19 protein-coding genes are annotated in these 23,084 nt (G+C 61.0%); 12 read left to right on the top strand and 7 right to left on the bottom strand.

What is annotated here, in order from left to right:
- The first annotated feature begins 60 nt into the window (after window positions 1-60).
- The 5 genes from J7557_RS18915 (at window position 61) to J7557_RS18895 (ending at window position 9,628) form a co-directional block, all read left to right on the top strand.
- A complete protein-coding gene (locus tag J7557_RS18915) occupies window positions 61-1,596 on the top strand; it encodes a bifunctional diguanylate cyclase/phosphodiesterase (protein ID WP_291421583.1) in 1,536 nt (511 codons plus the stop codon).
- Between the two features lie 104 nt (window positions 1,597-1,700).
- The gene (locus J7557_RS18910; protein WP_291421582.1) at window positions 1,701-2,117 is read left to right on the top strand and encodes a TIGR01244 family sulfur transferase; all 417 of its coding nucleotides are present in this window, start codon (window positions 1,701-1,703) and stop codon (window positions 2,115-2,117) included.
- Window positions 2,118-2,225: 108 nt separating this feature from the next.
- Window positions 2,226-5,666: a pyruvate carboxylase gene (gene pyc / locus J7557_RS18905; RefSeq protein ID WP_291421581.1), complete on the top strand. Its 3,441-nt coding sequence runs from the start codon at window positions 2,226-2,228 to the stop codon at window positions 5,664-5,666.
- 264 nt (window positions 5,667-5,930) lie between these two features.
- Window positions 5,931-7,733, top strand: coding sequence for an ABC transporter ATP-binding protein (locus J7557_RS18900; protein WP_291421580.1), 1,803 nt, complete (start codon window positions 5,931-5,933; stop codon window positions 7,731-7,733).
- The gene (locus tag J7557_RS18895) at window positions 7,730-9,628 is read left to right on the top strand and encodes an ABC transporter ATP-binding protein (RefSeq protein WP_291421579.1); all 1,899 of its coding nucleotides are present in this window, start codon (window positions 7,730-7,732) and stop codon (window positions 9,626-9,628) included. Before J7557_RS18900 ends, J7557_RS18895 begins: the two co-directional genes overlap by 4 nt.
- 54 nt (window positions 9,629-9,682) lie before the next feature.
- Here the strand turns inward: J7557_RS18895 and J7557_RS18890 are convergent, their stop codons facing one another.
- Window positions 9,683-10,222 carry a glyoxalase superfamily protein gene (locus J7557_RS18890; protein ID WP_291421578.1) on the bottom strand — a complete coding sequence of 180 codons (540 nt, stop codon included), beginning with the start codon at window positions 10,220-10,222 and terminating at the stop codon, window positions 9,683-9,685.
- A gap of 332 nt (window positions 10,223-10,554) precedes the next feature.
- Here J7557_RS18890 and J7557_RS21520 point away from each other — a divergent pair, with 332 nt between their 5' ends.
- Together J7557_RS21520 and J7557_RS18880 are read left to right on the top strand one after the other, a co-directional pair.
- A complete protein-coding gene (locus J7557_RS21520; protein WP_367272913.1) occupies window positions 10,555-11,526 on the top strand; it encodes a L,D-transpeptidase family protein in 972 nt (323 codons plus the stop codon).
- A 69-nt stretch (window positions 11,527-11,595) separates the two neighbouring features.
- The gene (locus J7557_RS18880) at window positions 11,596-12,300 is read left to right on the top strand and encodes a hypothetical protein (protein ID WP_291421577.1); all 705 of its coding nucleotides are present in this window, start codon (window positions 11,596-11,598) and stop codon (window positions 12,298-12,300) included.
- Here J7557_RS18880 and J7557_RS18875 read toward each other — a convergent pair.
- A complete protein-coding gene (locus J7557_RS18875; protein ID WP_291421576.1) occupies window positions 12,297-12,989 on the bottom strand; it encodes a queuosine precursor transporter in 693 nt (230 codons plus the stop codon). The two genes, J7557_RS18880 and J7557_RS18875, sit on opposite strands and share 4 nt — an antisense overlap.
- 121 nt (window positions 12,990-13,110) lie before the next feature.
- Window positions 13,111-13,395 (bottom strand): 50S ribosomal protein L28, encoded by a 285-nt coding sequence (gene rpmB / locus J7557_RS18870; protein WP_291421575.1) that lies wholly within the window; start codon window positions 13,393-13,395, stop codon window positions 13,111-13,113.
- A 236-nt stretch (window positions 13,396-13,631) separates the two neighbouring features.
- Between rpmB and J7557_RS18865 the strand changes: the two genes are divergently transcribed.
- Window positions 13,632-14,405, top strand: a complete 774-nt coding sequence (locus J7557_RS18865) for a DUF3108 domain-containing protein (RefSeq protein ID WP_291421574.1) — start codon at window positions 13,632-13,634, stop codon at window positions 14,403-14,405.
- Between the two features lie 365 nt (window positions 14,406-14,770).
- Here J7557_RS18865 and J7557_RS18860 read toward each other — a convergent pair whose 3' ends face one another.
- A complete protein-coding gene (locus tag J7557_RS18860; protein ID WP_291421573.1) occupies window positions 14,771-15,094 on the bottom strand; it encodes a nuclear transport factor 2 family protein in 324 nt (107 codons plus the stop codon).
- 485 nt (window positions 15,095-15,579) lie between these two features.
- Here J7557_RS18860 and J7557_RS18855 point away from each other — a divergent pair, with 485 nt between their 5' ends.
- From J7557_RS18855 to J7557_RS18840, 4 genes are all read left to right on the top strand, one after another.
- Window positions 15,580-18,597 carry a helicase-related protein gene (locus tag J7557_RS18855; RefSeq protein ID WP_291421572.1) on the top strand — a complete coding sequence of 1,006 codons (3,018 nt, stop codon included), beginning with the start codon at window positions 15,580-15,582 and terminating at the stop codon, window positions 18,595-18,597.
- Window positions 18,598-18,599: 2 nt separating this feature from the next.
- Entirely contained in the window at window positions 18,600-19,004 is a 405-nt protein-coding gene (locus J7557_RS18850; protein ID WP_291421571.1) for an RNA-binding S4 domain-containing protein, read from the top strand.
- 150 nt (window positions 19,005-19,154) lie between these two features.
- Window positions 19,155-19,493: a ferredoxin FdxA gene (gene fdxA, locus J7557_RS18845; protein ID WP_035085354.1), complete on the top strand. Its 339-nt coding sequence runs from the start codon at window positions 19,155-19,157 to the stop codon at window positions 19,491-19,493.
- Between the two features lie 368 nt (window positions 19,494-19,861).
- Complete coding sequence (locus tag J7557_RS18840; protein WP_291421570.1) at window positions 19,862-20,428, top strand: CarD family transcriptional regulator; 567 nt, start codon at window positions 19,862-19,864, stop codon at window positions 20,426-20,428.
- Between the two features lie 137 nt (window positions 20,429-20,565).
- Here the strand turns inward: J7557_RS18840 and J7557_RS18835 are convergent, their stop codons facing one another.
- The 3 genes from J7557_RS18835 to J7557_RS18825 all read right to left on the bottom strand — a co-directional run bounded on the left by J7557_RS18835 (window position 20,566) and on the right by J7557_RS18825 (window position 23,080).
- Entirely contained in the window at window positions 20,566-21,318 is a 753-nt protein-coding gene (locus tag J7557_RS18835; protein ID WP_291421569.1) for a methyl-accepting chemotaxis protein, read from the bottom strand.
- A gap of 30 nt (window positions 21,319-21,348) precedes the next feature.
- Complete coding sequence (locus J7557_RS18830; RefSeq protein WP_291421568.1) at window positions 21,349-22,566, bottom strand: HAMP domain-containing protein; 1,218 nt, start codon at window positions 22,564-22,566, stop codon at window positions 21,349-21,351.
- A gap of 121 nt (window positions 22,567-22,687) precedes the next feature.
- The gene (locus J7557_RS18825; protein ID WP_291421567.1) at window positions 22,688-23,080 is read right to left on the bottom strand and encodes a cupin domain-containing protein; all 393 of its coding nucleotides are present in this window, start codon (window positions 23,078-23,080) and stop codon (window positions 22,688-22,690) included.
- Between the last annotated feature and the right edge of the window lie 4 nt (window positions 23,081-23,084).

Below are 23,084 nucleotides of genomic sequence, written 5' to 3'. Positions count from 1 at the left end.
TCGTTAAGAGAGCGGAGCCGAGCGATGCTTGCTCGTGGTCTTTCCCGACCGGGCCGTGCATTGCGCAGAAGCAGCGCCGGCGACCGAGATATTCGCCAGGTCGACCGCTTCGGGCTCATCCTGTCGAATTATCGCTCCATTGCCATTCTCGTTGCCCTCAGTTTTCTGGCTGCGGTCGCGACCGCGCTGCTGCTCGTCAGCCGCGTCGCGGACCGGCTCGATCCTTCCATGATCCTCGTTGTCGCATCGCTATCGGCTTTGGGGCTAGTTGGGCTGATTGCGGGTCATCGCACGATCCGCCGCGACCTCCTGCGCTCGGCGCGGACCACGCGAGCCGTCATGGCCTCGGTGCATCGCGATGCGTTGACCGGGGTTTTCACGCGCTCCTATTTCATGGAAGCGCTGCGCAACGATGTGCACCACGGCTCGGACAAGTCGCTGGGCTATCTGCTGCTCGATATGGACAATCTCAAGGTGCTCAATGACGGGGCGGGGCATGCGGCCGGCGATGCTGCCCTGACGCACCTCGCCAAAACCATCGGCATCGTCATGCCCGGCGCCGTTGTCGGCCGCCTCGGCGGCGACGAATTCGGCATTGCCATTCCCGGTTGCGACAATCGCGGCGCGTTGCGGCGGCTCGGCGAAGAATTGCTGCGCCGGCTCGATCAGCCGGTCAATGTCGCCGGTCGTCCGACTCGGCTTTCGGCGACCATCGGCCTAGCCCTGGCCCCGGCCGATGCCACCGATGTCGACGATCTCATCGCCAAGGCGGATCTGGCGCTCTACAAGGGTAAAAAGGCGGGGCGGCGGCAGGTCGTGGCCTTCGATCCCGACATGCTGGGCGACGAGCGTCATCGCCGCTTCATCGAGCGCGAATTGCGCGCAGCGCTGCTGATGGATGAACTTGAACTGCATTACCAGCCGGTCTTTGGTGCCGACATGCGCGTGCGCTCGCATGAAGCACTCCTCCGCTGGAAGCACACGGTGCGCGGCATGATTCCGCCGGCCCAGTTCATCGCCATTGCCGAGGAAAGCGACCTGATCGACAAGCTCGGCGAATGGGTTTTGCGACGGGCCTGTGCCGATCTCGAAACCTTGCGAACCCCGGTTGCCGTCAATGTCTCGCCCGCCCAGTTGCGCCGCTCTGATTTTGCGCGGCAATTGGGCCTTGTGGTCGAGGAAATGGGCGTCGACCCGGGCATGCTGATTGTCGAGGTCACCGAGACAGTGCCCATGGTGGCGGGTGCCGTAGAACAGGCCAATCTCGATGCTATCAGGGCCTTTGGGCTAAAAGTTGCCATCGACGATTTCGGGGCGGGACATGCGAGCCTGCAATATCTGCGCGGCTTTGCCTTCGATATCATCAAGATCGACCGCACCTATATCGCCAATCTGGGCGACAACCGGATCGATGCCATGATCGTCGGCGCCATCTGCGATATTGCCCGCTCGCTGAAAGTCGATGTGATCGCCGAGGGCGTCGAGACCGAAGCACAGCTCGATATGCTGCGTCGCGCCGGTTGCAGCGCCTTTCAGGGCTATCTGCTTGGCCGGCCGGCGCCGCTCAAGCGTCTGGCGGTCGCCGACGCGGCCTGAGCGTAACTATCAGTACTCTTCGACTAACCGACAGTTGCATGGCTTGCCGCCCGGTGGATATAAGGGGGGCGGGAAGCCAATGGGCGGATTTGGGGAGTAGCGACTTGGACTTGAAGCGGATCAACGACCACGTCAGCGTTTCTGGGCAGATCAGCCCGGAAGATGTCGCCACGCTCAAATCCCTGGGTTTCGTTGCCATCGTCAACAACCGTCCCGACGGTGAATCACCCGACCAGCCGGCGGGTGAGGAAATCGAGGCTGCCGCCAAGGCGGCTGGTCTAGCCTATCATGCGATCCCGCTGGGACGAGAAGGCGTCAATGCCGACCTCGTCGAGAAGACCAAGGCCGTCATCGAGGGGAGCGACGGCCCTGTATTCTGCTTCTGCCGTTCGGGTACGCGTTCGACGACCCTTTGGGCGTTGAGCCAGGCCGGCGAGATGGATGCGTCGGAAATCATCTCGCAGGCGGCGGAAGCCGGCTACGACATGAGCCATCTGGCCGGCATTCTTTCGAGAAGCTGATATAACCAATTTGGCGGCGTGGATGGCCCGCCATCCATTCTACCGACACAAGCTGAGCCGGACCCGGGTGCACGGGTCCTCAACCTCTCCTGCTCGGAATTTAAATCGATGCCAATCAAGAAAATCCTCGTCGCCAACCGCAGCGAAATCGCCATCCGCGTGTTTCGCGCCGCCAACGAACTCGGGCTCAAGACCGTCGCGGTCTATGCCGAAGAAGACAAACTGGCGCTGCATCGCTTCAAGGCCGACGAGGCCTATCTGATTGGCAAGGGCAAGGGCCCGGTCGAAGCCTATCTTCAAATCGAAGAATATATCCGCATCGCCCGTATCTCCGGCGCCGATGCGATCCACCCCGGCTATGGCCTCTTGTCGGAAAGCCCGGAATTCGTCGATGCGTGCGACGATGCCGGCATCATCTTCATCGGTCCGCGCGCCCAGACCATGCGCGATCTCGGCAACAAGGTTGCCGCGCGCAATATGGCGATCGCCTCGAAAGTCCCGGTGGTGCCCGCGACTGAAGCGCTGCCCGACGATCCAGAAGTGATCAAAAAACTCGCGGCCGAGATCGGCTATCCGTTGATGCTCAAGGCATCGTGGGGCGGCGGCGGTCGCGGCATGCGCCGCATCATGGATGAAAAGACGCTGCTTTCGGAAGTTTCGGAAGGCAAGCGCGAGGCTAAGGCGGCTTTCGGCAAGGACGAGATGTATCTCGAAAAGCTGATTGAGCGCGCCCGCCACGTCGAAGTGCAGCTCATTGGCGACGATCACGGCAATCTCGTACACCTTTACGAGCGCGACTGCTCGGTACAGCGCCGCAACCAGAAGGTGGTCGAGCGCGCGCCCGCGCCCTATCTCTCTGATGCCGTCCGCAAGGACCTGACCGACGCTGCCGTGCGCCTCGGCAATGCCGCGAACTATCGTGGCGCTGGTACGGTCGAATTCCTGATGGATGCCGATACCGACAAGTTCTACTTCATCGAAGTGAACCCGCGCATTCAGGTGGAGCATACCGTCACCGAAGAAGTGACGGGCATCGATATCGTCAAGGCGCAGATTCACCTGCTCGATGGCGCTGTGATCGGTACGCCGGAATCGGGCGTCCCAAGCCAAGAAAACATCCGGCTCAATGGCAATGCCATTCAGTGCCGCGTGACGACGGAAGATCCGGAACAGAACTTCATTCCGGACTATGGCCGCATTACTGCCTACCGCGGCGCCACGGGCTTTGGCGTGCGTCTCGATGGTGGCACGGCCTATTCTGGCGCGGTGATCACCCGGTACTACGATCCGCTGCTCGAAAAGGTGACCTGCTGGGCGCCGAGCGCCGAAGAGGCCATTTCGCGCATGCACCGCGCTTTGCGCGAGTTCCGTATTCGTGGCGTGGCGACCAATCTCGCTTTCCTCGAAAACATCATCACGCATCCGGACTTTGTTGAAAACCGCTATACGACGCGCTTCATCGATACGACGCCGGAACTGTTCAACTTCAAGCCGCGCCGCGATCGTGCGACCAAGCTCCTGAGCTATATCGCTGATGTGACCGTGAACGGGCATCCGGAAGTGCGCGACCGTCCGCGGCCGCCAGCCGATGCTGCTGCGCCCTTCGTGCCGGAATTCGATCCGCTGATCGTGGTGGAAGGCAGCCGGCAGGTTCTGGATCGCGATGGTCCGGTGGGCCTTGCCAAGTGGATGAAGCGTCAGGGCCGCGTGCTCTTTACCGATACGACAATGCGCGATGCGCACCAGTCGCTGCTCGCGACGCGCATGCGCTCGTTCGATATAACCCGGATTGCTCAGGCCTATTCTCGCGGGCTGCCGAACCTCTTTTCGCTCGAATGCTGGGGCGGCGCGACCTTTGACGTCTCCATGCGCTTCCTCAATGAGGACCCGTGGGAGCGCCTCGCCAAAGTGCGCGAAGGCGCGCCGAACATTCTCACGCAAATGCTGCTGCGCGGCTCCAATGGCGTCGGCTACACGAACTATCCCGACAATGTCGTAAAATTCTTCGTCAAGCAGGCGGCCAAGGGTGGCGTTGATATCTTCCGCATCTTCGATTGCCTAAACTGGGTCGAAAACATGCGCGTTTCGATCGATGCCGTCGCGACCGAGGGTAAGGTGGCAGAAGGCGCCATCTGCTATACCGGTGACCTCTTTGATCCCGACCGCTCCAAGTATGACCTGAAGTACTATGTTGGTCTGGCGAAGGAACTGGAGGCCGCTGGCGTCCATGTTCTCGGCATCAAGGACATGGCGGGTCTGCTCAAGCCCGCCGCGGCTCGCAAGTTGATCTCGACACTGCGCAACGAGACCGACCTGCCGATCCACCTCCACACCCATGATACCTCGGGCGCTTCGGCGGCGACGGTGCTGGCGGCGGTGGAAGCTGGGGTGGATGCCGTCGATGCGGCGATGGATGCACTGTCCTCGACCACGTCGCAGCCGACCCTGGGTTCACTGGTTGCCGCGCTTGATGGTTCGGAACGCGATCCGCAGCTCGACTCCAAGGCGATCCGCCAGATTTCGTTCTATTGGGAGGCCGTGCGCACCCAGTACCGCGCCTTCGAGAGCGATCTCAAGGGCGGTGCTTCGGAAGTTTATCTGCACGAAATGCCGGGCGGCCAGTTCACCAATCTCAAGGAACAGGCCCGTTCGCTCGGCCTTGAAACCCGCTGGCACGAGGTCGCCCAGACCTATGCCGACGTGAACAAGATGTTCGGCGATATCGTCAAGGTGACGCCGTCGTCCAAGGTCGTCGGCGATATGGCGCTGGCCATGGTTTCGGCCGGAATTACCCGCGCCGATGTTGAGAATGCGGACAAGGACATCGCCTTCCCCGATTCCGTCGTCGGCTTCTTTGCCGGTGATCTCGGCCAGCCTCCCGGTGGTTTCCCGCAGGCGCTGCAGAAGAAGGTGCTTAAGGGCCGCACGCCGCTCACCGAGCGTCCTGGCTCCTATCTTAGGGATGTGGACCTTGAAGCCGAGCGCAAGAAGATTTCGGATGAAGTCGGCTTGCCCGTCGACGACTTCCGGCTTGCCTCGTACCTGATGTACCCAAAAGTCTATTCGGATTTCGAAAAGACCCAGGATCGTTATGGTCCGACTGAAGCCCTGCCGACGCCGGTCTATTTCTATGGTCTCGAAGAAGGCGACGAGTTGCTTGTCGATATCGAGAAAGGCAAGACGCTGGTCGTCAATTATCTCGGCCGTGCTCCGACCAACGAAAAGGGCGAGGTTCGTGTCTTCTTCGACCTCAACGGTCAGCCGCGTACCATTGTGGTGCCAGACCGGTTGAAGGCCGGTGAGGTCAAGGTCCGCGCCAAGGCCGTCGCGGGCGATCCCAAGCAGGTCGGCGCGCCCATGCCGGGCGTCATCTCGACCCTCGCCGTCAAAGAAGGCCAGAAGGTCGAGGTCGGCGACGTGCTCTGCTCGATCGAAGCTATGAAGATGGAAACGGCGATCCATGCCGAAGTTGATGGCGTGGTGGCGGAACTGCTTATTCGTCCGGGTGACCAGATCGATGCCAAGGACCTGCTGGTGCGGCTCGAATAGATCGCCCACGCCATCCCTCAGATGGCCAACAAACCCCTTTTTGGCGTCTCGCGTAGCGGGGCGCCAAAAAGTTGCAAATTTTGCGCAATTTGCACCTTGAATGGTACGCGCAATGCGACTTTTATAGGCAGGCATTGATTTGCCCGATCCTCGGTCGACGGATCCCCGCCTCCCCGTTCGGGCCCCACTTTTTGATGTCTGGATAATCCCTTGCCTACCCTCAAGGCTGGCCGCGAACGTTCACGCGGCGATGCTCGGGCTCACTTGGCCGCCGTATATGCCGGCAAAGGCCGAAGCCCGTTGTTGCGCATCACCTTCTTCTCCCTGCGGCATTATTGGCAGGCGAGCCTAGCCATTGGTGCAACGATCATCGCCTCGGTGTTGCAATTGATGATTCCGCGCCTGCTCGGCCATGCGGTGGATCAGGCACAAAATGTGCTGAGCACGGCGGCAGAGGGGGCCCAGCAGGCATTGCTCTGGAGCGCGGTAACGCTGCTCCTCGTCTCGGTGGCGCGTGGCCTGTTCACCCTCGTCCAGAACTACTATTCGGAATCGGTCGGCCACCATGTCGGCTATGAGCTGCGCCTCGCCTTCTACGACAAGGTGCAAAAACTCTCCTATTCCTACCATGACCGCGTGCATTCGGGTGACCTGATCACCCTGGGCCTGCTCGATCTCGACGGCGTACGTATGTTCTTTTCGACCGGCTTCGTGCGCACGATCCTGCTCACGGTGTTGATCGGGGTGGGCGCCTATATGCTGCTGAGCACAGATGTGGTGCTTGGCCTCCTGGCGTTGAGCTTCGTGCCGTTCGTTGCCTGGCGCTCTTCGGTGGCGCAGTTGATGCTGCGTGCCACCTGGGTCGTGTTGCAGGAGCGGCTTTCGATCATGACCCGCGTCATGGAAGAGAATCTCGGCGGCATCCGCGTGGTGCGCGCCTTCTCGGGCCAGAAATTCGAACTCGACAAATTCGATCGGTCGTCGAAATCGGCGCTGGAACTGGCGCATGAGCGTGTGCTCATCCGCGTCAAGAACACCTCGATGATGACCTTCTCCTTCTTCGCGGCGATGGGCCTTGTGCTCTGGGTTGGCGGCAACAAGGTCATCGGCGGGGAGATGAGCGTCGGTACGCTCGCGAGCTTCCTGACCTTCATGACCATCCTGCAGATGCCGGTGCGTCAGCTCGGCCTGATGGTCAACTCCTTCGCCCGCGCCGATACCTGTGGCCAGCGCTTCTATGCCTTCATCGATCAGGCCATCGAGATCGAGGACAAGCCCGGTGCCGTGCCGCTGCAGCTTGGCGAAGGCACCTTGCGCTTCGAGAACGTGCACTTCACCTATCCCGGCGCCACCCATCCGACGCTCAAGGGGATTACCTTCGAAGGTCGGGCCGGCGAGACCATCGGTATTGTCGGTGCGCCGGGTAGCGGCAAGTCGACCGTCGCTCATCTCATCCCGCGCTTTTACGACGTCACCTCGGGCCGCGTGACCATTGACGGGCAGGACGTGCGCGATGTGACGCTCGAATCCCTGCGTCGGCAGGTCGGCGTGGTGCAGCAGGACTCGTTCCTCTTCACCACCACGATCGAAAACAACATCGCCTATGGCGATCCTTGGGCCAAGGAAACCAAGATCGAGAAGGCGGCAGAAAGCGCCCAGCTCCATAATTACATCATGGGCCTGCCGACCGACTATGACACGGTGGTTGGTGAACGCGGCGTGTCGCTTTCGGGCGGCCAGCGGCAACGCCTTGCGATTGCCCGTAGCCTCGTACTGCGCCCGGCGGTAATGGTCTTCGACGACTCGACCGCCGCCATTGATGCCGGCACCGAGCATCGCATCCGCTCGGCCATCCGCGCCTATGCCAGCGATCGCGTGACCATCATCATCGCGCATCGCCTGTCATCGCTGATGCATGCCGACACTATTCTGTTCCTCGAAGACGGCGAGATCGTCGAGCGCGGCAGCCATGCCGAGCTGCTGGCTCAGGGTGGGCGCTATAGCGCGCTCTATGACCTCCAGACGCGACCGACCGAGGATATCGACGTAGAAAGGGCCGCCCAATGAGCGTGGTCGAGGACGACGAACGGGACGTCGCAAGTTTTCCGGGCCAACGGCCGCCGCGCGCTTCCGTAGGCAGCCATCGCATCGAGGAAGAGGTCTTTGGCAAGGCCTATGACCCGAAAACCGTGCGGCGTATCTGGGCTTTCGTGAAGCCGTATCGCGTGAAGATCTACCTGTCGGTGGCGGCGGTGCTGGTGTTCACCGTGACCCAGCTTGCCATTCCGCTGATCATCGGCTGGGCCATTGACGGGGCGCTGGTGCCGGGAGGCGATGCCACCAACCTGATCTGGGCCGTGGTGGCTTTTGCGGTGGCCGTGCTGTTCAATTTCGGCGCGTCCTATGTGCAGGAAACGCAGGTGGGGCAGGTCGCGGAAAATGTGCTCTTCGACATGCGCCGCGCCATGTTTGCGCAGCTTCAGCGCGTGTCCCTGAGTTTCATGGACAAGACCGAAGTCGGTCGCCTGATGAGCCGCTTGCAGGGTGACGTCAATTCCATGCAGGAATTTCTGGAGACCTCGGTCATTTCCGTCGGCGACATCGTGTTGCTGTTCGGCATTGTCGCGGTTTTGCTGACGCTTGATCCCTGGCTGGGGCTGCTGACGCTCGTCACCATGCCGGTGCTGTTCATCGTCCGCATCTTCTGGCTGCCACCGGCCAAGCGCGCCTTCTGGGCAGCGCATGAGACGAACTCACTGACCAATGGCGCCATGGCCGAAGGCATCAATGGCGTGCGCACGGTGCAGAACCTCGAGCGCCAGCAGGTCAATTTCGACCTCTATGATGACAAGGCTTATCACAACCTCGAAACCCAGCTCACCGGCTCGAAATATGCGCAGGTGATGGTTCCCATCGTCGACAGCCTCACCGGTATCGCCATGGCGACCGTGGTGCTGGTCGGTGGCTCGCTGGTGCTCAATGGCACTTTGCAGGTCGGCGTCATCGTGGCGTTCCTGTTCTATATCCAGCGCTTCTTCGACCCGATCCGCTCGCTGACCATGCAGTATTCGATCATGCAGCGCGCCATGACTTCGGGGCGTCGCATCACCGAAGTGCTGGACTTGCCGGTGACCATTACCGACAAGCCTGATGCGCTGACGCTGACTGGCGATATGGACGGCTCGGTGGCCTTCCACGATGTGGTCTTTGGCTATGACCCCAATCGGCCGGTGCTCAAGAACGTCTCCTTCCGGGTGAATCCCGGAGAAACCGTAGCGCTTGTCGGCCCGACCGGCTCGGGCAAGACCAGTGCCATGGCGCTCGTTCATCGTTTCTATGAAGTGCAGGGCGGCGCGGTGCTGGTTGGTGGGCACGACGTGCGCAATGTCACCCAGGAGTCGTTGGGCGAACAGGTCGCCATGGTGCTGCAGGAGCCGTTCCTCTTCACTGGCACGGTGTTTGAAAACATCAAGTACAACAAGGCTTCGGCGACCCGTGAAGATGTTATTGCGGCGGCCAAGGCTGTGGGTGCGCATGAGTTCATCGAGCGTCTGCCGGGTGGCTATGACAGCCGCCTCGAGCAGCGTGGGTCCAACCTGTCGCTGGGCCAGCGCCAACTCCTGAGCTTTGCCCGCGCGCTGGTTGCCGACGCGAAAATCCTGGTGCTCGACGAGGCGACGGCCAATATCGACAGCTATACCGAGCGGCAGATCCAGAAGGCGCTCGAAATCCTGCTCAAGGGACGCACCGGCCTCGTCATCGCCCACCGTCTCGCCACCATTCGTGGTGCCGACCGGATCATCGTGCTGCAGAGCGGCGAGAAGATCGAAGAGGGCAATCATGACCAGCTCATGGAGCTGGGCGGGCTCTACTCGCGCCTCTACAACATGAACTATGCCAGCTTCGACGATATCCCCGATGAGCTGGTGGCCAAGGCCAATGCCAAGGCGGCCAGCACCTAACGCATTCGTCTACCGTCATGGTTTTGGCCATGACGGTGGACGCTTCTCCTGGGGCTAGTACCCCACGATTTCCATGAAGCGAATGTGGTTGTTGAAGGGATCGGTGACGGTCACTTCTAGCCGGTCGTCGCTCTTTTCGAGCCCCGGCTTCATGTAACGATAGTTCTTCCCGATCAGCTCGGCATGAAAGGCGCGAATGCCTTTCATATAGACGCACATATTGCCGGCGGGTGTGGCGTCTCCGGCATGCTCGGAAAGATGCAACCGCAGTCCGGCGCGGGAAACCTGCATATAGACCGGGAAATTCTCGCCATAGCGGTGTTCCCAATCGAGCGAGAAGCCCAAAAAGTCGAAGTAGAATTCCTGGGTTTTGGCGAGGTCGAAGATGCGCACGATCGGCACGGCCTGTTCGAAGGCAATGGCGGGCGTCTCTTCGGCTTTCTCGATCTTGCTGGAAAGCACGTTCCAGCTTGGGAAATCGAACTGGCGGGCGACGATCTCGAGCGCCCTTGTATGGGTAATCTCGGTGCCGTCCTGTTCGATGGCCAGTTTCAGGGCCTTGGCCATGGCCTTTGCATCGCGAAAATCGCGCATGGTTCCGTCTCCACATGGGCGAAACGTCAAGTCAGCGCTCGCATTGCCGACGGCGTCGCCCAAAAGGAAAGGGAAAGCGCATGTCGCAAGAAGAAGGTATTTGCCATGCCTGAACCAGGCGCGAGCTGCGGGCCGCCTTCCGGCCACTGCAGGCTTTCTAGCGGGTTTGAGCAGTCCTGTCATCGGGTCAAAATGCGCGGCCAGCATCCACACTATTGCGTGAAAGTGGGGAGCTTTCCGCCTGACCGGGCGGCGTGATAAGGCTTCCTTCACCCAGCCTAGTCATGCTGCGCTAACCATGCCCCTCTGGGCGGATTTTTCGGGCCCTGTTCGTGACTGCCAATCTCTTTCATCGCATCGCAGCGTTCATCATCATCGTGTGGCTGGGCTTCGGGCTCGCCGCCTGCTCCAATTTCGTCGGGGGTGGCGACAACCGGCACAATATCCCTCTGGCCCCGGCCATGGTGAAGGCGCTTCACGACATGGGCTCTTCGCCGGGCGAAGCCATGGTTGTACGCATCTTCAAGAAGGAAGAGCAGCTCGAAGTGTGGAAGCGCACGAGCTCGGGCCAGTACAAGATACTCAAGACCTACGAGATCTGCTCCTATTCCGGCGATCTGGGCCCGAAATTCAAGGAAGGCGATTATCAGAGCCCGGAAGGGTTCTATACGATCACGCCCGGCCTGATGAATCCGAAGTCGAACTACTATCTCGCCTTCAATACCGGCTTCCCGAACAAGTTCGACCGCGCCAATGGCCGCTCGGGTTCGAACCTGATGGTGCATGGCGACTGCAAGTCGGTCGGCTGTTATGCCATGACCGATGCCGGCATTGCCGAGATCTATGCCCTTGCCCGTGAAACGTTCAAGGGCGGCAATCCGAGCTTCCAGGTGCAGATTTTCCCGTTCCGCATGACCACGGCCAGCCTGACCCAGAACGCCTCGAACCAGCACCTCGCGTTCTGGCGGAACATCAAGGAAGGCTACGACTATTTCGACCTGACCAAGACCCCGCCGGCATGGGACGTGTGCGAGCAGCGCTATATCTTCAATCCGACGGCATCGGGGCTCAATCCCATCGGGCCGTGCCCGGCGACCTACCAGAATGCCGAGGTTGAAGCCCGCAAGGTTGCCGATGCCAGCGCTCTCGCCAATGTGGCGGCAGGCGTCCAACGTCAGGCGGCCAATGAAGCGGCGCTCAAGGAAAGAAGCGAGGCGGTGTCCGGGTTCTTTTCGGGCATTGGCAATATGATTACGGGCAATCCGCAGCCGACGACCGAAGTCGCTGCAACGCCTGCGCAATAGATTTGGTCCTTAGTTCGGCCCCAGTTTGGTGTGACCCCCGTCACGCCAATGTGACGAGGAGCGAGCGGCGTGGACGACAAGCCGAGCGAGAAGACATCGCCGGAAACTGGCAATGCCGGGGAGGCCCCCGACGTGCTCGTGGGCGATATTGACTCTCCGGCCCTTGCCAGGGTCAGGCGGCCCCGGCGTCGGTTGAAGAAGAACCTGATCTTCGGCATTTGCGCCGCGGTGATCGGGCTTGCCTCCCTTGCAGCCAGCGCCTGGATCTATACCGATATGCGCCGGGAAATGCTGCGGGTTTCAACCGAAATCGCCCAGTTGCGCCTCAGCCTTGATCTCTATGTCCAGCGTGGAGCGCAGACGACGCCGGCCCCGGTCGCGGCGCAGGCGCCCGAAGCTGCGGCCCTGTCGGCGCTCGAAAATCGCCTTGCCATCCTCGAACAGAATTGGCGCGGCGTGGCTGCGGCCGCCGAGGCAGTGCCGACAGCAGCACCATCTGCGTCGGGTCCCACGGCGTCCACCGAGAGCGATGGCGATTGCTTGCCCTCAGGCATGCGCCTGCTCGTTGCCGCCGGGGACTCCTATCCCGTCTGCGGCACCGAGACGACCATCGAAGTGATGAATGTCAACAATGGCTATATTTCGCTGACCGACGGCACCACTGTGCCCTCTGGCAGTACCGTGCCTTTGCCGGGCACGGCCTGCATGATCGCGGTCACCTCCGGCGGTGACGAGGCCACCACCGGCTTTGCCGAGATTCGCGTTACCTGCTAGGCGAGCGTGCGGTTGCCGAGCGGCGGCAGCGGCTTGAGCTTGCCCATGAGGGCGCGATAGGGCGCCAGCAGCACCAGCGCGGCCAGGAATTTTACGAGGAAATCACCGGCAGCCAGAGAGGTCCAGAGCGGGACTTCGGGGCCAATGCCGAGGAAGGGCGCCGGGAAGGCCAGAGAACCATCCTCGAGGCCGAAAAGCGCGTCGATACCGGCAAGCACAGGCGCGAAGGCGACGGTAAAGAAGATTGCCGTGTCGATCATGGAGCCAAAGAGCGAGGCGACCAGCGGCGGCAGGAACCAGGCCCGGGCGGCGCGGAGGCGCGAGAAGATGCTGATATCGAGCAACTGGCCGGTGACGAAGGCTGCGGCCGAAGCGAGCGCGATGCGCTGCGTCGTGGCAGGCGTGCCGCCGGCATTCCAGGGCAGGGGATGGAAGCTCAGATAGAAGGACACCGCTAGGCCGACCAGAAAACCGACCAGCACGACGCGGCGCGCGTTGCGCGGGCCATCATAGCGATTGGTGAGATCGGTGATGAGGAAGGCGAAGGGGAAGGTGAAGGCGCCCCAGGTCAGGAGGTCGGCGAGATTGACCGAGCCGAGCTGGACCTGAAAGGGATAGAGCACCAGGATATTGGACGCAGCAACGACTACGACCATGGCGGCTACGGCCGCCAGGAAACGAGAAAGCATCAGAATGCACCTCTTTTAGCCACGAGCCGGCAGAAGACCGGTGCGGGAATGAGACTTATATAAAAAGCAAAAGCCGCGCGGCCCGGGGGCACGCGCGGCTCAAATTCTAGCAGAAGCGCGATTAGCCGGCGAGGGCGGCGCGCACTTCCTTCTTGATGCCCAGGGCGACCGGGGACAGATCGGCATCATCCTGCTTGATCAGGAATGCATCGAGGCCACCGCGGTGCTCGACCGAACGCAGAGCTGCAGCAGAAATGCGCAGCTTGATCGGACGCTGCAGGGCGTCGGAGATCAGGGTCACGTTGATCAGGTTCGGGAGAAAACGACGACGGTGACGGTTGAGAGCGTGGGAAACGGTGTTGCCCACCAGAACACCCTTACCGGTGAGTTCGCAGCGACGTGCCATAGTAGATATCCTATTTGTGTAAAGGTCCTGCGTGGCGGGAAATCCCGCTACGGGCCTCGATTGTGATGAAATCTGCGGGCGTCTTAGAGAAAAGGGGCGGTCCCGTCAAGCCGCACGGGCCTCAAACACCTGCGAGCGCCTTGCCAGTACCACATCTCGGCGGCACCTTGGTCTTTCATCGGTGATTCGCGAACGCGCCCTCTTGGGGCCCATGCCGCACGAGACGAGACACTATCTTGATCCGAACCAGCCTTGCTGCCTCCGCCCTTCTTCTAGGCCTTTCCCAAGCGCAGGCTGCGCCGGTCGATGCAACGGCCAGCTATGTGCTGACCCTTGGCGGCATCAATGTCGCCATGATGCATATCGACCTCGATGACGATGGCAGTTCCTATACGCTGGGCGTCAAGGCTAATGTCGCCGGGCTCGGTGCGGTGGTGGCGAGCGGTACGGCCAATGTCACCGCCAAGGGCAAATCCTCGGGCGGGACGCTGCGTTCGGAAAGCTTTGCGCTGGAAACACGCGCCAGCGGCCAGACTTTCAAGGTCGATGTCGGCTTTGCCGGACAAAATGTCTCGTCCTTCAAGGTCGATCCGCCGGTCAGCGACTATGACCGCGTGCCGCTCGAGCGCAGCCACCTCACCGGGGTGGCGGATTTCGTGTCGTCCTTCGTGCTCAAGGGAAGGGCGCTGGACAAGAGCCTTTGCGATCGGCGCATGCGGGTCTTTACCGGGGTCGAGCGTTTCAATCTCGATATGAGCTTCGTCAGCGATGACAATGCCACTTCGCCGCGCACGGGCTATCAGGGGCCGGTGGTGCTCTGTTCGGTCGCCTATGAACCGATCTCCGGGCACTATCAGAACAATGAGATCACCAATTACCTCGCCGACGAGAGCCGTATCCTGATTTGGTACATGCCCCTCGGTGATAGCGGCTATTTCATCCCCTATCGCGTGCTGCTCGGCACCTCGATGGGCGATCTCTCCATGGTACTGACCAAAGCCGAGTTTTGAACCTCTGTCCTAAGTTGGCACGGTCAAAAGGTTTTTTCTCAATTTTGCATTTTTCTGGCCCCGGATTGCGGGCTTTTGGAATTAAGGGCGCCGCGGCGCCCTTTTTTGTTGCGGTAACACGCCGGCAGGAAAGTCGCGTCGCCCCACATTTTTAAGTCATTGTTTATGCAGATGAATACGATTTCCAGTGGTTTCGCCGAGGAGGCGCCAGACTTGTGCTCCGGGTCGGTGTGACCCACTACCCATCGTGGAGAACAAAGCCGGCATTGTCCGAAAAGCTTGATTCTGCCCCTGTTCGTTCTGCTTTTGGACCAAACGTTAATGCTCGCGTCTCAACTGGGCAAAATCTGCCCGGTTTTGGGACGTCACAGTGTTTCAATGCGCTGGATACGGTTTCCGGTCAGCACGAAGTTTTGGCGCAGGGTGGCGGGGCTACCCGGAAAGGTGCCCGACACCACGAAGGTGACAGTTGCGCGCTCGCCGTCCTGTTCTGCAGCGATCACGCGATAGCGCGGGTGGTAGCGGGCCTCGACGCTTTCGAGCCATTCGGAAATCTCCGCCGCACCCTGATGCACCTTGCCCTCGTCCTTGATGGTGGCATCGGGTGCAAACAGGTCCAGCAACTTGGTGTCATCGGTACGGCCGAAATATTCGGGAAGCGGTGCGGGCAGGGTGGGGGACACGGTCATGGAAAACCTCACAAGTGTTGGGAGGTGGTTCTATCCCCGGCCCGCTGACGATCCCTGTCAGCAGCCGACCCAAGCTGGGACGTCAAACGGAAAAGTATGAAGATCTTGCCCGGGAGCCGCAGCGGAGCTGGGCTCAAGTGCTAACGGCAAAGAAAATTTCCGATACGACGTTTTCATTTTTCGTTCGTAAGGAGCTGGAATCACTCGATTTTCATGGTTTTCTAACGAAACTGAACGGGATTTGCCGCCCTTCGGTCAAGCGTGACGCCGATGTGACGATGGTAGTGGCTTTTCCCCTTGTTGGCCCACTAGATATCGCCGTGAACAAACCCGGATTCAGAGTCGAAACCGATTCTGTCCCTGTTCGTTCTATCTCCGTTCCAAATCTTAAAAGCAGCGAACAGTGTCACAAAAAGGCGTGCTTTCGTGGGACAAATGTTCTCGCCCCTCGCCATGGCAGGTTCGGCACCCTAAATAGAGGGGCGATGACTTCTTTCTCCTCCCAGTCGGTCAAGGCCATCCTTGGGCCGACCAATACCGGCAAGACCCATTACGCCATCGAGCGTATGCTGGCCCATCCCACCGGGATGATCGGCCTGCCGCTGCGGCTTCTCGCGCGCGAAGTCTATGCACGAGTGGTCGAGCGCGTCGGCGAACAGGCCGTTGCCTTGGTAACGGGTGAAGAGCGCATCGTGCCGCCAAAGCCGCGCTACTGGGTGGCGACGGTCGAAGCCATGCCGATGGATATCCATGTCGACTGCGTCGCGGTCGACGAAATCCAGACCGCGACCGACTTCGATCGTGGTCACGTCTTTACCGATCGCATCCTCAAGGCGCGCGGTTTCCATGAGACCTTGCTGCTCGGCTCAGGGACGATGGCCAATGTCATCCGAAAGCTCCTGCCCCACGCAGAAATCATCGAGCGGCCGCGCTTTTCACAGCTGACCTATGCCGGTTCCAAGAAGATTTCGCGCCAGCCCAGCCGCAGCGCCATCGTCGCCTTCTCGGCCCGGCAGGTCTATGCCATTGCCGAATTGATCCGCCGCGAGCGGGGTGGCGCCGCGGTGGTGATGGGCGCACTCAGCCCGCGCACGCGCAACGCCCAGGTGGAACTTTACCAGAATGGCGATGTCGATTTTCTCGTTGCCACCGATGCCATCGGCATGGGGCTCAATCTCGATATTCATCACGTCGCCTTTGCCGACGATACCAAGTTCGATGGCCGCCAGAGCCGGCCGCTGACGCCCGCCGAGATCGGCCAGATCGCCGGCCGCGCCGGGCGGCACAAGCGCAATGGCAGCTTTGGGGTCACCGGCGGCACCGAAGGTTTTGACGAAGAACTGGTCGTGCAACTCGAAACGCACGACTTCGAGCCGGTCAAAGTGTTGCAATGGCGCAATTCCGTGCTGGATTTCTCGTCCATCGACCGGCTGCGCTCAAGCCTTGAAAAGTCTCCCGAAGACAAGACCCTGACCCGGGTGCCCATCGCGACCGACCAATTGGCGCTGGAATTTTTATCGCGAAATGAGGCTGCGGGACTCGCCCGCGGCCACGAAGCGGTCAAACTGCTCTGGGAATGCTGCGGGATTCCCGACTACCAGGGGATATCGCCGGCGGCGCATGGCGAGATCGTCACCCGGATCTTTTCGGATTTGAGGCAAAATGTATCCGTCAATACTGATTGGATTGCCGAGCAGGTTCGCTTTTGCGACAATGCGGAAGGTGACATTGAAACGCTCAGTCACCGGATCAAGCAGATCCGGACCTGGACCTTCGTCGCCAACCGCAAAAACTGGCTTGCAGACCCACACTATTGGCGCGAAAAGACCCGTGAGATTGAAGATCGCCTGAGTGATGCCCTCCATGAGCGTCTCACCCAGAGATTCGTCGACCGGCGCACCAGCGTGCTGCTCCGCCACCTGAAAGACAAACGTATGGTATCTCCCGAGATCAATGAGCGCGGCGAAGTAAGGCTGGAAGGCCACCTTCTCGGCACGCTCGAAGGCTTCCGCTTCACCCTGGCGCGCTCCGATGGAGAGCTAGACGCCAAGGGCACCCGCACTGCAGCGGACCAGGTCGTGGCGCCGGAGATCCGCAATCGCGCCGATCGCCTCGCCGGCGCGCCCAATGAGGAATTCGTTCTTGCAACCGATGGTCGTCTGCGCTGGCGCGGCGATGTGGTTGCCGAACTTGCCGAAGGCGATAGCCTCTATCGGCCGCGCATCATCATCCTCGCCGACGAATCGCTGACCGGTGTCGACCTCGAACGTGTGCAGGATCGTCTGGCACTCTGGCTGCGCCATCACGTCAACACGACGCTCGAACAGGTCATGGCGCTCGAAGCCCCGGCCGATGTCGAGGGCGCGGCGCGCGGTATCGCCTTCCAGCTCTTCGAACATCTGGGTCTTTTGCCCCGCGGACAGGTTTCCGATGAGGTCAAGAATCTCGACCAGGACGTGCGCGGCAAGATGCGCAAGCTTGGCATCAAGTTCGGTGCCTATCACATCTATGTTCCGCTTTCTTTGAAGCCGGCGCCGCGCGAACTGGCCCTCATCCTCTTCGCCTTGCGCAATGGCGGCATCCGCCAGCCCGGCGTCACCGATATTCCGCATATCGTGCTCTCGGGCCGCACGTCCTTCCTCGTCGATCCCGAAGTCGACCCGCGTCTCTATGAGATCGCCGGCTTCAAGGTTGCCGGCAAGCGTGCCGTGCGCGTCGATATCTTGGAACGTCTTGCCGATATCATTCGGCCGCTGATCGCCATCGATCCGACCCGTTTCCAGGGCGAGCCGCCGGCGGGCGCTGCCGAAGGCAATGGTTTCCGCGTCACCGTCGAGATGACGAGCCTCCTTGGCTGTTCGGGCGAAGATTTCGCTTCGATCCTGTCGTCCCTGGGCTATCGCGTGCGCCGTACCCCCAAGGTTGCCGCTCCGGCGGCCGAGGCCAGCGCTGAAGCGCCGGCGCTCGAGGCGGCTCTGGCTGACAAATCTGCTGAGGTCGATGCTCCGACCGAGGAGGCGCCGGTCGACGAAGCTGTTGCCGAGGTTGCTGCTGAAGCGGAAGCTCCGGCTGTCGCCGAAGGTGTGGTCGATGAGACCAAGGCCGCTGAAGCCACGGTGCCGGCCGAGCCGGAATTCGACGAGATCTGGTTCCCGGGTGGCCGTCGTCACAACGAGAACAACCATAATGGTCGTCGGCAGGGCAATCGCCGCCCGGAAGGCGCCGAGGGTGGCGAAGCCAAGACCGAAGGTCGTGGCCGTCCGGATCGCTCGCGTCCCAAGGGCCCGCGTCGTCCCGAAGGCGAAGCGGCTTCGGCTCGTCCCGCCGGGAATACACGTCCGGCCAATACGCGCCCGCGCAATGAAGAGCGTCCGCGTCCGGACAACAAGAACGAGCGCCCCGATCGTGGCGATCGCCGCCCGCCCCGCGAAGAGCGCAAGGTGGCTTTCGATCCCGATAGCCCGTTCGCAGCCCTTGCCGCCCTGCGCGGCAAGTCGGAGTAAGATTGGCAGGGCCGGGAGAAACGCTCCACAAGGAGCGGCTCGACCGGTTCCTGTTCTTCTCGCGCGCCGTCAAATCGCGCACTTTGGCGCAAAAACTCATCGAAACTGGTGCCGTTCGGGTCAATTCCGAACGGACGGACCGTACCGACCATAAGGTTGGCGCAGGCGATGTGCTGACCATGTCGCTGCATGGCCGGATTCTGGTCTGGCGCATTCTCGATGCGGGGACGCGACGCGGGCCCGCGAGCGAAGCGCAGGGTCTCTACGAAGACATTTCGCCGCCATCGCTGCCAAAGGCCGAGCGCTCGCCCTATGAGGCAGCCATTGCCGAGCGTCCTGCGGGCGCCGGCAGGCCGACCAAGAAAGAGCGCCGCGAGACCGACGCGCTCAAGGACGAAGGCGACTAGGCACACATTTTCAGCACAGCCTGAAATTGCGCCAATCCGTCCCGCGCTAGCGCCTTGCCCGAAAACTGAAAAGAGTTTAGCACCAAACCCGTTGAGACTGCCGCCAAGCCAGCCCCCGGGCCGCGGCGACCGCCAAGGACTGCCCTCTCTATGACCTATATCGTCACTGATAATTGCATCGCCTGCAAATATACGGACTGCGTGGAAGTGTGTCCGGTGGACTGTTTCTACGAAGGCGAGAACATGCTGGTCATTCATCCCGATGAATGTATCGATTGCGGCGTCTGCGAGCCCGAATGCCCCGCCGAGGCCATCCGGCCCGACACGGAAAGCGGCCTCGACAATTGGCTCGAACTCAACCGCAAATATGCCGCCGCCTGGCCCAATCTGACCGAGCGCCGCGATGCCTTGCCAGAGGCAAAAGAACGTGATGGCGAGACCGGCAAGCTCGAAAAGTATTTTTCCGAAGCCCCCGGCGAAGGCGACTGATTGGTCGGGCGCTTCTACTGGCGTCGAGAAGTTAAGCATTTGCAAGGATTTGTCATTGAGCTGTCATGGGCAGTCGATGACGCGGGAGGGACGAGTCGCGGAGGCGATTCGTTCCTTTTGATTTTGCTGAATTTTTGTGCTATGGTCCTTCTAAATGCAGTTCAGCCCTTCATCCAGACCGTGCCGCAAGGCACGATTTTTTTGACACAACATTCCCTGTTGCATGGCGCTTCGGAACAAAGCGGAACCGAAGACCGTGGGTGCTCGTACTGTAAAAGAGCCCGTATGAACGGGCGAAGTAGTGTGGATGACCAGTCCTTCCCGCAAGGAACTGCTCATTTTGGGGCGTCAACAAGGAGTTCCAGCATATGGTAGCCAAGAAGTCTCAGCAGCGGCTCGGTTTCAAGACGGGTGAGTATGTCGTCTATCCGGCCCATGGCGTCGGTCTGATCGTGAACATCGAAGAGCAAGAGGTCGCTGGCCTCACTCTCGAACTGTTCGTCATCAGCTTCGAGCAGGACAAGCTGACCCTTCGCGTTCCCGTTGCCAAGATCAAGTCCGTCGGCATGCGCAAGCTGGCCGAAGAAGACGAAGTCAAGAAGGCCCTCGAAACCGTCACGGGCCGGGCTCGCGTCAAGCGCACCATGTGGTCGCGCCGCGCCCAGGAATATGAAGCGAAGATCAATTCGGGCGACCTGATCGCCATTTCCGAAGTCGTGCGCGATCTCTATCGCTCCGACGACCAGCCCGAGCAGTCCTATTCCGAACGCCAGCTCTTTGAGCAGGCCATGGACCGCATGAGCCGCGAAATCAGCGCAGTCAACAAGCTGACGCTGACCGAAGCCGTGCAGCTCATCGAAAAGCAGCTCGCCAAGAGCCCGAAGCGCACCAAGGCGGATGCCGCTGAATCGGAAAACGACGAGGAAGCTGCATAAGCGGTTTCGTCCAACGAGAATGCAAAAGGCCGGCAGCGATGCCGGCCTTTTTTGTTTTGGGGTTCTATCTTACCCACCGGCCCGACACCCCCCCTTGATGGGGGAGGTTGGGAGGGGGCGATGGCAGGCGCCTGAGCCTAGAACTCGCTCCAGTCTGCCGAGATGGCCGCATTGCCTTGAGACAGATAGCGGGCCGTCGCAGGCTTTGCAGGGGCAGCGGGTTTAGTCCGCGGGGCGGTTGGGCGCGTGGCCGAGCCACCATCGAGCCTGAAGATTTCGACCACGCTATCGAGTTCGCTCGCCTGGCCTTCGGTCTGTTCGATGGCAGCATTGGTTTCTTCAACCAGCGCCGCATTGTGCTGGGTCATTTCGTCCATCTGGCGGACGGCGACGGCGACTTCGTCGATGGCGGAAGCCTGTTCGCGGCTGTCGCGGGCAATGCCGTCCATCAGCGAATTGCTGGAACGCGCCATGTCGAGCATCATATTGAGTTTCTTTGCCGCCTCGATGACGAGTTGCGAACCACTGGCAACTTCGCGACCACTCTGCTCGACGAGGTTTTTCACATCGCGCGAGGCTTCCGCGGTCGACTGTGCGAGGCGGCGCACTTCCACGGCGACCACGGCAAAACCCTTGCCGGCCTCGCCCGCCCGCGCTGCTTCCACCGAAGCGTTGAGCGCCAAGAGGTTGGTCTGGAAGGCAATGTCGTCGATCAGCCCGATGATGTTGGAAATGCTGGCCGACGAGGACGAGATGCGCTCCATGGCGGCCGTCGTGTCGCTCATCACTGCGCCGCCTTCTTCGGCAGCGACGGTCAGGGCGCCGGAAGCCTTGCTGGCCTCGTGGGCGCGCTCGGCATTCTGCTGCACGGTGGACGCGAGCTGCTCCATGGCGGCGGAGGTTTCTTCGATCGTTGCGGCCTAGCGGGTGGTGCGCTCGGCAAGGTCATTGGTGCCGGAGAGGATTTCGCCGGTCGCTGTCTTCAGTGCGCGGGAGGTGTTGCGCAGGCGGCCGACGATTTCGGTCAGGCGATCGCCCACGGCATTGGTATTGGTCTTGAGGCGGGCGAAGGCGCCTTCATAATGGCCCTCGACGCGCTTGTTGAGGTTGGCGTCGGCCAGGGCTGAGAGCACTTCGCCGCTTTCGTTGAGACCGCGATCCACGGTTTCGACGAGACCATTGAGGCTCGAAGCGATGGCATTGAGCCCTTCATCTCCGAAATTGCCGGAGACGCGATAGGTGAAGTCGCCGCGGCTGGCGGCTTCCACCACGGTGTGCACTTCGGTCGCCATGCGGTCCATGACTTCGGCGCGGGTAACGAGGGCGCGGGCGCGCTCGGCTTCCTCGGCGCTGAGCGCGGCGATCTGGCGGGCATTTTCGCGGAAAATTTCGACGGCCCGGCCCATATTGCCGATTTCGTCGCGACGGCTGGCTTCCTCGACAGTAATGTCGAGCTGGCCGTCGGCGAGCAGTTCCATCTTCTCGGTGAGGGCGCGGACCGGAGCGACGATGGCGCGGCGGCCGATCAGGATCGAGAGAATGAGACCAAGCAGGATGCCGGTTGTGGCAGTCGCGATGACGACCATGAGGGCGGTATTGGCGCGGGCCTCGGCCTCGGCGCGCATGGAAGCCATCAGCTCACTCGAATAGGTGCTGTAGAGTTTTACCGTGTCGGTCACGACTTTTTGGGACGCCAGTGCATCATCGAGTGCGGCGCGAATGCGGGTCATGTCGCCGCTCGGGGTGACCGCCAGCATGGCGTCGATCTTGTCGAAGTAGGCCGTCATGACCGGCTTGATATCGGCAAGGAGCTGCATTTCCTTGGCGTCGGCCGCAGCTTCGATCTTGGGGAAGCGGCCGAGCATTTCTTCGCTGCGGCGGGCGGCTTCGGCGACGAAATCAGCCGAGCGCTCCGGCGCCATGGCGAGCTGATAGGTCATACGTGAGATGGCGATGATGTCCATGCGCAGGTCCATGGCCTCGCGCGCCGCCTCTTCCTTGGCGCCGACGGTCAGCATGGTGTCCTTGAGACTGGTGATTTCGCGCCAGCTCACCGTGCCGAGAATCACGGCTGCGGCAGCCATGACCACGATGGTCAGCAGGAATTTCTGGAGAATAGGCATATGCTTGAGGGACATGGGGTTCCTGTGGCCGCATTCTGCGGACCGCTAAAAATCTCAGTTCCTCCCGAACGCCCTTTGGGCTTTCCGTCCAGTTTTAAGATGAGTTGGATAATTTTCGGTAAGCGCCGCGCCCGGACTACAAACGGCTGGCGCTCTCGGGAAGCAGCACGACGCTTTCCTGCTCGTTGGGGTCGGTGCGCGCGATCAGGGCGCGGGCTATGCTATCGGTCGGGTTGAACGGCTGATGCGGCACGCCGGCTGGGATGTAGACATAGTCGCCCTGATGGACTTCATCGAGAAATTCGAGATTGGGCCCGTGATAGAACGAGGTCGAGCCTTCAAGCTGGTAGATAGCGGTCTCGTGGTTCTCGTGAAAATGCGGCTTGGCCTTGCCGCCGGGCGGCAGCACAAGCATGTGGAGGCAAATGCCGGTGGACCCGGCGCTCTCGGCCGAAACGCCGGAAAAATAGTCCATGCCCTGCTTGCCGTGAAAGCTCAGGCTGCCCCGGATGACCTTGCATTCTTTCATTTTC

This window comes from Devosia sp. (assembly GCF_017744655.1).
GTDB lineage: Bacteria > Pseudomonadota > Alphaproteobacteria > Rhizobiales > Devosiaceae > Devosia.
This window is presented reverse-complemented; position numbering and strand designations above follow the sequence as displayed.